The 6850-nt window shown below is 71.4% G+C and carries 7 protein-coding genes; 5 read left to right on the top strand and 2 right to left on the bottom strand.

The features are described from left to right. Positions 1-33: 33 nt before the first annotated feature. Both LL239_RS02535 and LL239_RS02540 read right to left on the bottom strand, forming a co-directional pair. Entirely contained in the window at positions 34-1197 is a 1164-nt protein-coding gene (locus LL239_RS02535) for an acyltransferase family protein (RefSeq protein WP_228161866.1), read from the bottom strand. A 380-nt stretch (positions 1198-1577) separates the two neighbouring features. After that, a complete protein-coding gene (locus LL239_RS02540; RefSeq protein WP_228161867.1) occupies positions 1578-2183 on the bottom strand; it encodes a TetR/AcrR family transcriptional regulator in 606 nt (201 codons plus the stop codon). A gap of 106 nt (positions 2184-2289) precedes the next feature. Between LL239_RS02540 and LL239_RS02545 the strand changes: the two genes are divergently transcribed. From LL239_RS02545 to LL239_RS02565, 5 genes are all read left to right on the top strand, one after another. Beyond that, complete coding sequence (locus LL239_RS02545; protein ID WP_228161868.1) at positions 2290-3126, top strand: sugar phosphate isomerase/epimerase family protein; 837 nt, start codon at positions 2290-2292, stop codon at positions 3124-3126. After that, positions 3123-4250: a Gfo/Idh/MocA family protein gene (locus LL239_RS02550; protein WP_228161869.1), complete on the top strand. Its 1128-nt coding sequence runs from the start codon at positions 3123-3125 to the stop codon at positions 4248-4250. Before LL239_RS02545 ends, LL239_RS02550 begins: the two co-directional genes overlap by 4 nt. A gap of 228 nt (positions 4251-4478) precedes the next feature. Next, positions 4479-4832, top strand: a complete 354-nt coding sequence (locus LL239_RS02555) for a DUF983 domain-containing protein (protein WP_228161870.1) — start codon at positions 4479-4481, stop codon at positions 4830-4832. A 120-nt stretch (positions 4833-4952) separates the two neighbouring features. Next, the gene (locus LL239_RS02560) at positions 4953-5417 is read left to right on the top strand and encodes a GNAT family N-acetyltransferase (protein WP_228161871.1); all 465 of its coding nucleotides are present in this window, start codon (positions 4953-4955) and stop codon (positions 5415-5417) included. Between the two features lie 197 nt (positions 5418-5614). Next, positions 5615-6850 (top strand): HNH endonuclease signature motif containing protein (locus LL239_RS02565; RefSeq protein ID WP_228161872.1); only part of this gene is annotated, 1236 nt, incomplete at its 3' end.

Raw genomic sequence — 6850 nt, forward strand, 5'->3', positions numbered from 1 at the left:
TCGTGATGACGCCGGACCGCGCCGGCGCCGCCCTCAGCGCACCGCAGCCCGGCGCGCGACCGCACCGCCGCGGCGGTCGGGGTCGAACCGCAGCAGCACCCGTTGCACGCGGGTCTCGACGCCGCGGTGCAGCAGCCACCCGAGCCCGAGGGAGATCATGAACGCGAGCGCGGCGAGCGCAACCGCGCGCGGCCAGTGCAGCTCGGGATGCCCGTCGGGCCACGCCGACGACACCGACGCGATCACGAGCAGGTGCACGAGGTAGAACGCGAACGACAGCCGACCCAGCTCCTGCCAGGCCGCACCCGCGAGAAAGGTCGATGAGCGGTGGGCGTCGGCCGAGGCGAGCGACGCGACCAAGAGGGCGAAGCCGCCGACCGTCGCCGCGAGGCCGGGGCGGATCTCGGTCCCGGGCAGCGCCGGCGCCTCCGACAGTGCGTACCCCAGGACGGCCAGCGGCACCGCGAACCTCAGCGGGGCGGGGCGCCACGCGGTCTCCTTCATCACCAGCGCCAGCACGACACCGAGGACGAACTCCGGCAGCCGCAGAACAGGAGTGGATGCCGCCGACATCGGCACGGGTGCGATCGCGGCGATCTGCGGCGCGAGAGCGACCAGCAGCAGCGCCCCCGCGGCCACCGCCCAGAGCACCCGGGTCGTCCGCCCTGCGACGAGGCGGATCACCAGCGGGAAGGTGAGGTAGAAGAAGGCCTCGCACACGAGCGACCAGCTCGCGGGGTTGCCCGCCTGCCACCAGTCGGGGACCCAGCCACTGAGCAGCAGCACGTTGGCCCCGAGCGGCGCAAGGCCATCGGTGCGGATCTCCGGGACGAGCGTCGCCGCCGCGACGAGGGCGAGTACGACTCCGACGACGTGCAGCGGGTAGATGCGCGCGGCGCGGTGCAGCCAGAACGACCGCGCGGTCTGCGCCGGCTTGTGACCCCAGGCCAGCACGAACCCCGACAGGATGAAGAACAGCGTCACGCCGGTCTTCCCGGCCTCGAACACGAACCCCCACAGGTCGCCGGCGCGGCCGCCGAAGTACTCCACGGCCATGATGTGGTGGCCGAAGATGAGCATCGCCGTCAGCCAGCGCAGCCCGGTGAGCGAGGGCAGGTGCCGCGCGGCGGGTGGGAGACCGGATGCCGGGGACGCGGCCGCGAGACGGGGAGCCGTCATGGTGGTGCTGATGGTCATCGCCTCCCGGTCTTTCGCGCCGGCGGCTCGCGGCCGCGCGGACCCCGGAACGTTACTCGTTCGTTACGTGGAAGCGCCTGAAAGCCCGGGGGCTTGACGCGCGCCCGGGCCGAATGGCATCCACCCCCTGCACAACCTCCGCGATCCGCGCATCCTCAGCCGGGTCCGGATGCCGCCGACTGACCCTGCGCAGATCGCCGACGGAACGCCCAAGCCCGGACACCCCGCCCCACCAACACCCGGCATCCACCTCCCTGCACAACCTCCGCGATCCACGCACCCTCAGCCGAATCCGGATGCCGCCGACTGACCCTGCGCAGATCGCCGACGGCGCGCCAAGCCAAGAGCGCCCGCGCCCAGAGCGCGCCGCCCCGGGGCGCTCAGTCGCGCGGAGCCTGCAGCAGCATCCCGAACGTGCGGAGGGTGTCGCTGAGCCCCACCGACTCATCGAGCAGCCACTGGATCTGCAGACCGTCGGATGCCGCGATGAGCAACGCCGCGAGGTGGTCGGCCGAGACGTCGTCGCGGATGCGCCCCTCGGCCTGCTGCGCGCGGAACGTCTCGCCGAGTTCCGCGCGCAGGCGCTCGAATCGCGAGGTGAAGTAGTCCTTGCCGACCCCGCTGTCGACCTCGAGGGCGGCGGCGACGAGCGTCGAGTACAGCTGCACGAAGCCCGGCACCTCGACGTTGGCGGTCGCGGCGGCGATCATCCCTTCCACGCCGGGCTCGACCGGGTGCGCGGCCTCCTCCTCGCCCTGCTTGGCGGCGGCGTGGTCGTACACGGCGACCAGCAGCTGCTCCCGGGAGTCGAAGTAGTGCAGCAGAGCCGCGTGCGAGACGCCGATCGATTCGGCGATCCGGCGCAACGAGGTTCCGTCCGCGCCGCGGCGGCGGAACACCTCGATCGCCCGATCGAGGATCTCTTGGCGCCGCTCGACGCCGCGGCGCCGCTGGCCCGGCCGGCCGATCGTGGCATCCTCGCTCATCCGCCCACCTTCTCGCATCCGTCGGGACTAGCGTAACCTCCACATGGAGGTTAGAGTAGCGGCACGGCCGCCCGGCCCCTTGGACGACGACGTGCAGAAGGACCCCATGACCACTCCCGCCTCCCTCCCCGAAGCCTCGGTGCAGCTGTACACGCTGGCATCCGAGTTCTCGGCCGATATGCACGGCTCTCTCGAAAAGCTCGCCGCGCTCGGCCTGCGCAACGTCGAGGCGTTCGCGTTCGTGGATCGCCCCGACGAGATCCGGGCGGCTCTGGATGCCAGCGGCCTGGCCTCTCCCACCGGCCACGCCCCGCTGCTCAGCGACGAGCTGTGGACACCCGACGGCTCGATCCCCACGCCCGCGCCCGAGATCGTGTTCGAGGCCGCCGCGAAGATCGGCATGCAGACGGTCATCGACCCGTTCGTCGCACCCGAGCGCTGGCTCACCGAGGACGGCGTCGCCGACATCGCGGAGCGCCTCAACCGCGCCGCCGACCTCGCCGCGACCTTCGGCCTGTCGGTCGGGTATCACAACCACGCGCAGGAGTTCGTGGCCGACTTCGACGGTCAGAGCGCGTACGAGCGCTTCGTCGCTCTCACCGACGACCGCGTCCAGCTCGAGCTCGACCTCTTCTGGGCGCTCACCGGCGGACAGGATGTGCCGGCTCTCGTCACGACGCTCGGCGACCGCCTGACCGCGGTGCACGTGAAGGACGGCGTGGTGCCGGCATCCAACCCCTGGGCCCCGGGTGCGGGCGAGATGTCGTCGGCCACGCTCGACCAGCGCCACGCCGGCACCGCGGACGTTCCGCTCGCCGAGGCGCTGCGCGCGGGAACCGCCATCCGTTACGCCGTGATCGAGTACGACCGCGCGCCCGGCGACGTCTTCGCCGACGTGGCGGCGAGCCTCGCTTTCCTCACGGACGGCGGGTTCGTCGCGTGACCCGACCGCTCGGAGTCGGCGTCATCGGCGCCGGCGTCATCAGCCAGACGTACCTCGAGAACCTCACGTCGTTCCCCGACGTGAACGTCGTCGCGGTCGGTGACCTCCTCCCCGAACGCGCACGCGCGAAGGCCGACGAACACGGCGTCCCCGTCGCCGGAACGCCCGACGACGTGCTGTCTAACCCCGCCGTCGACCTCGTCGTGAACCTCACGATCCCGCAGGTGCACGTCGAGGTGTCGTCGGCCGCGATCGCCGCGGGCAAGCACGTGTGGACAGAGAAGCCGATCGGCCTCGACCGCGACGCGACGCGCGCGCTCCTCGCGCAGGCGGATGCCGCGGGCCTCCGCATCGGCTCGGCGCCCGACACGCTGCTGGGACCCGCCTTCCAGACGGCCAAGCGCGCGATCCAGGCCGGAGTGATCGGCGAGCCACTGTTCGTGCAGACCTCATTCCAGACGCAGGGCCCCGACCTGTGGCATCCGGATCCTGCGTTCCTCTTCGCCCGCGGCGCGGGACCGCTGCTGGACATGGGTCCGTACTACTTCTCGGCGCTCGTGAGCCTGCTCGGTCCGATCGCGGCCGTCACCGCGCGCGGCTCGCGCCCCCGCCTCGAGCGGACGATCCACACCGGTCCGCGCGCCGGCGAGACCTTCCCGGTCGAGGTGCCGTCGACGGTGCAGGTGCTCACGTCGTTCGCCGCCGGCCAGCACGGCACGCACCTGTTGAGCTTCGACTCGGCGCTCGAGCGCCACGGCGTCGTCGAGATCCACGGATCCGAGGGCACCATCGTGCTCGCCGACCCCAACCGCTTCGAGGGGCGCATCGCCTACGTGAAGCCGCTCGGCGTCTTCCGCGACGGCATGAAGACGGATCAGGAGTGGATCGAGATCCCGAACGAGGGCGTCGTCGTCGGCCGCGGACTCGGCGTGCTCGACATGGCCCGGGCGATCGCCGCCGACCGTCCGCACGTCGCCACCGGCGAGCTCGGCTTCCACGTGCTCGACGTCATGCTGTCCGCCGAGGAGTCCTCGGCCACCGGTCAGACGCTCGAGATCGGCAGCACCGTGGCGCCCGTGCCGCTGCTCGACGAGGGCTTCGACCCCTTCGCGCGCACGCTGTAGAGCGTTCGCGGCGTCTGTTCGTGCGGGCGCTGTGACCCGTTCGCGGCTTCTCCCGCCCCGTGGTGTCGTATGGATGCCACGGGGCGGGGGTGTGTTCGGGGCGGATCCACCAGCTCGGTTCCGATCGTGCTGATAGTGCTCCTCAGCCGGTGGCCGTGGAGGAGCGCAACATAGTCACCGCCCGGACCGGGGTCTGGCATCGCAGCAGTCACGGCGTTACCGTCGAATATGGTCCGGTTCCGCTGGCGGCAGGCGCTCATCGCGGCAATCGTTGCGATCGGCTTCGCGCTCTACTGGTCCTCCATCGCGTTCGAATGGAACACCCCGCTGTGGGTGTTGATCGTGGGAGCGGTCGTCGGCATCGGTGCCGTCTCCCTCCTTTCGTTCAGGCCCGAGCACCGAGGCGGAACACGCGACGGGAACCTGTACGCATCCGACGCCTACAGTGACGCCTACCTCGGGCGCAGCCGGCCGACGCACCCCTACCGTGACGCCAAGCCGACAGCCCAGATCGGGCCTGCCCCGCCCGCCGACCCCATCTCGCGGGCAATCCCGAAGGAGCAGAGCCGGGACGAACGGTGAGCAGCAATCCTGCACCGCGCCCGAGTGATTCGCGGCCCCGTTCTCTTCTCGCGGGCGCCTCGGGTCTGACGTGCGCGCGAGGACCCCGGGCGGGAGTCGATCGCGTGATTGACTCGATGGGTGGAATTCGAGCGTTGCCATCCCGGCGATGTCGAGGCGCTGACAGCGTTCCTCCGCGAGGTCGATCTCACACTCAGTGGCCTGGATGCGCCGGGCGTGCGGTTGTGGCTGGAGCGCGACGAGGCCGGCGCGATCATCGGCAGCACCGGCTACGAGATCAGTGGCGATGGTCACCACGCGCTGATTCGGAGCGTCGCCATCCGACCGGGGCAGCGTTCACGAGGGCGCGGAACCGCTCTCGCCCGGTTCGCGCTCACGCGCGCTGCCGAAGAGGGGGCGGGCACGGCGTGGCTGTTCAGCCGGCGATCCGGTCCGTTCTGGCAGAGTCTCGGGTTCGAACCCGCTGATCGCGATGAGCTCGCCGAGGTGCTGGCAGACACGCATCAGGTGCGGCTGTTCCAGCGGACGGGACAGCTGAGCCGCGAGGTCGCGTGGTCACGCACCATCCGGACGTCACCGCCGTGAGGTCGGGCCGAGCGCAGCCCCGCGGACCAGGAAACTTCACCCGCGCCACAGGTCGAGCCGAAAAAACCTGCTCAGTACCGCATTCTGTACAGCCAACCTTGACGTACCCCTCCTGCCCATCGCGCGACGTGCCGAATGCTCCACATCTGACCACGCGAGCCGGTCTCGGTGTCGGAGGCTCTGGCTAGCATGCATACATGACCTTCGAGCCGCCTCCGCCGTCACCGGATGACGGGGCTGCGGCCCTGTCGTCGGTGCTGGCCGAGGTGCGCGGAGTGGATGCCGAGGTCGCCTCCGCCGAAGCCCGCCGCGTACGTGCGCTCGCCCGCGCGGGGCACCTCGCCCTCGACGCTGCCGCGGGGGTGCGGGCCTCGTCGAAAGCGGCGGAGATGGCGCTGCGCGAGGTCGCGTCCGAGATCGCGGCGGCCGAGTGCGTGTCGGACCGCAGCGTGCAGGCGCAGATCGGTCAGGCGATGACCCTCGCCGATGACTTTGCTGTGACCCTCGATGCCTGGGAGGCGGGCGTGCTGACCCGGGCGCACGTGCGGGTGATCGTGGATGCCGGCACCCCGCTGCCTATCGAACGGCGCCACGAGTTCGACGTGCTCGCCGTCGCCGCCGCTGAGGGCCTGAGCCCGGGGCGGTTGAAGACGCGCCTCGCGGCGCTGGCCGAGTCGCTGCAGCCGACGACCCTCACCGAGCGCCACCGGCGGGGACGCCAGACCCGGTGCGTGCGGGTGATCGCGGGCGAGGACGGCATGTCCGACCTCATCGCGACGCTGCCCACGGTGCTGGCGGTGGGGATCTATGACCGGCTCGTTCAGCAAAGCGCCGCATTGGTCGACCTGCGCCGCGAAGCACCGATGAACCCGGACACCGGGGGTGCAGCCGACACGCGGACCACCGATCAGCTACGCGCCGACATCCTCGCCGACCTGCTCCTGACCGCCGCCCCCGACGCCGACCCCACCCGTGTCGACGACGGCCCGGGGACGCTCGGCTCGATCCGCGCACGCGTGCAGGTCGTCGTGCCGGCGTTGACGATGCTGCGGCCGGGAGACGAGAACCTCGACCCCGCCGACCTCGTCGGGCACGGGCCTATCGACGCCACCACCGCACGCGCCCTTGCCGAGGCCACGGCTCTGCCCTGGGATCGTGTCGTGACCCACCCCGTCACCGGCGCGGTGCTGCGCACCGACACCTACCACCGCACCACCGCGATCGACCGACACCTCCGCGCCCGCGACCGCCACTGCCGCTGGCCCGGCTGCACCGCCCCCGCCATCCGCTGCGAAGTGGACCACACCCACGACTACGCCCTCGGCGGCGCCACAGACGTGTCCAACCTCGCCCACCTGAGGCTGTCGCATGAATCTGCCCGGGCTCGGATGAGCCGGGGCGGCAGGGCCGAGCGGCCCTGCGGTTCAGGCGGT

Origin of the sequence: Microbacterium testaceum, assembly GCF_020781835.1 — a bacterium.
GTDB lineage: Bacteria > Actinomycetota > Actinomycetes > Actinomycetales > Microbacteriaceae > Microbacterium > Microbacterium testaceum_H.

What these genes read in the sequence shown, in the direction of transcription:
- LL239_RS02535 (WP_228161866.1), bottom strand. Translation starts at nt 1,197, where the DNA reads ATGACCATCAGCACCACCATGACGGCTCCCCGTCTCGCGGCCGCGTCC.
- LL239_RS02555 (WP_228161870.1), top strand. Translation starts at nt 4,479, where the DNA reads ATGGTCCGGTTCCGCTGGCGGCAGGCGCTCATCGCGGCAATCGTTGCG.
- LL239_RS02540 (WP_228161867.1), bottom strand. Translation starts at nt 2,183, where the DNA reads ATGAGCGAGGATGCCACGATCGGCCGGCCGGGCCAGCGGCGCCGCGGC.
- LL239_RS02545 (WP_228161868.1), top strand. Translation starts at nt 2,290, where the DNA reads ATGACCACTCCCGCCTCCCTCCCCGAAGCCTCGGTGCAGCTGTACACG.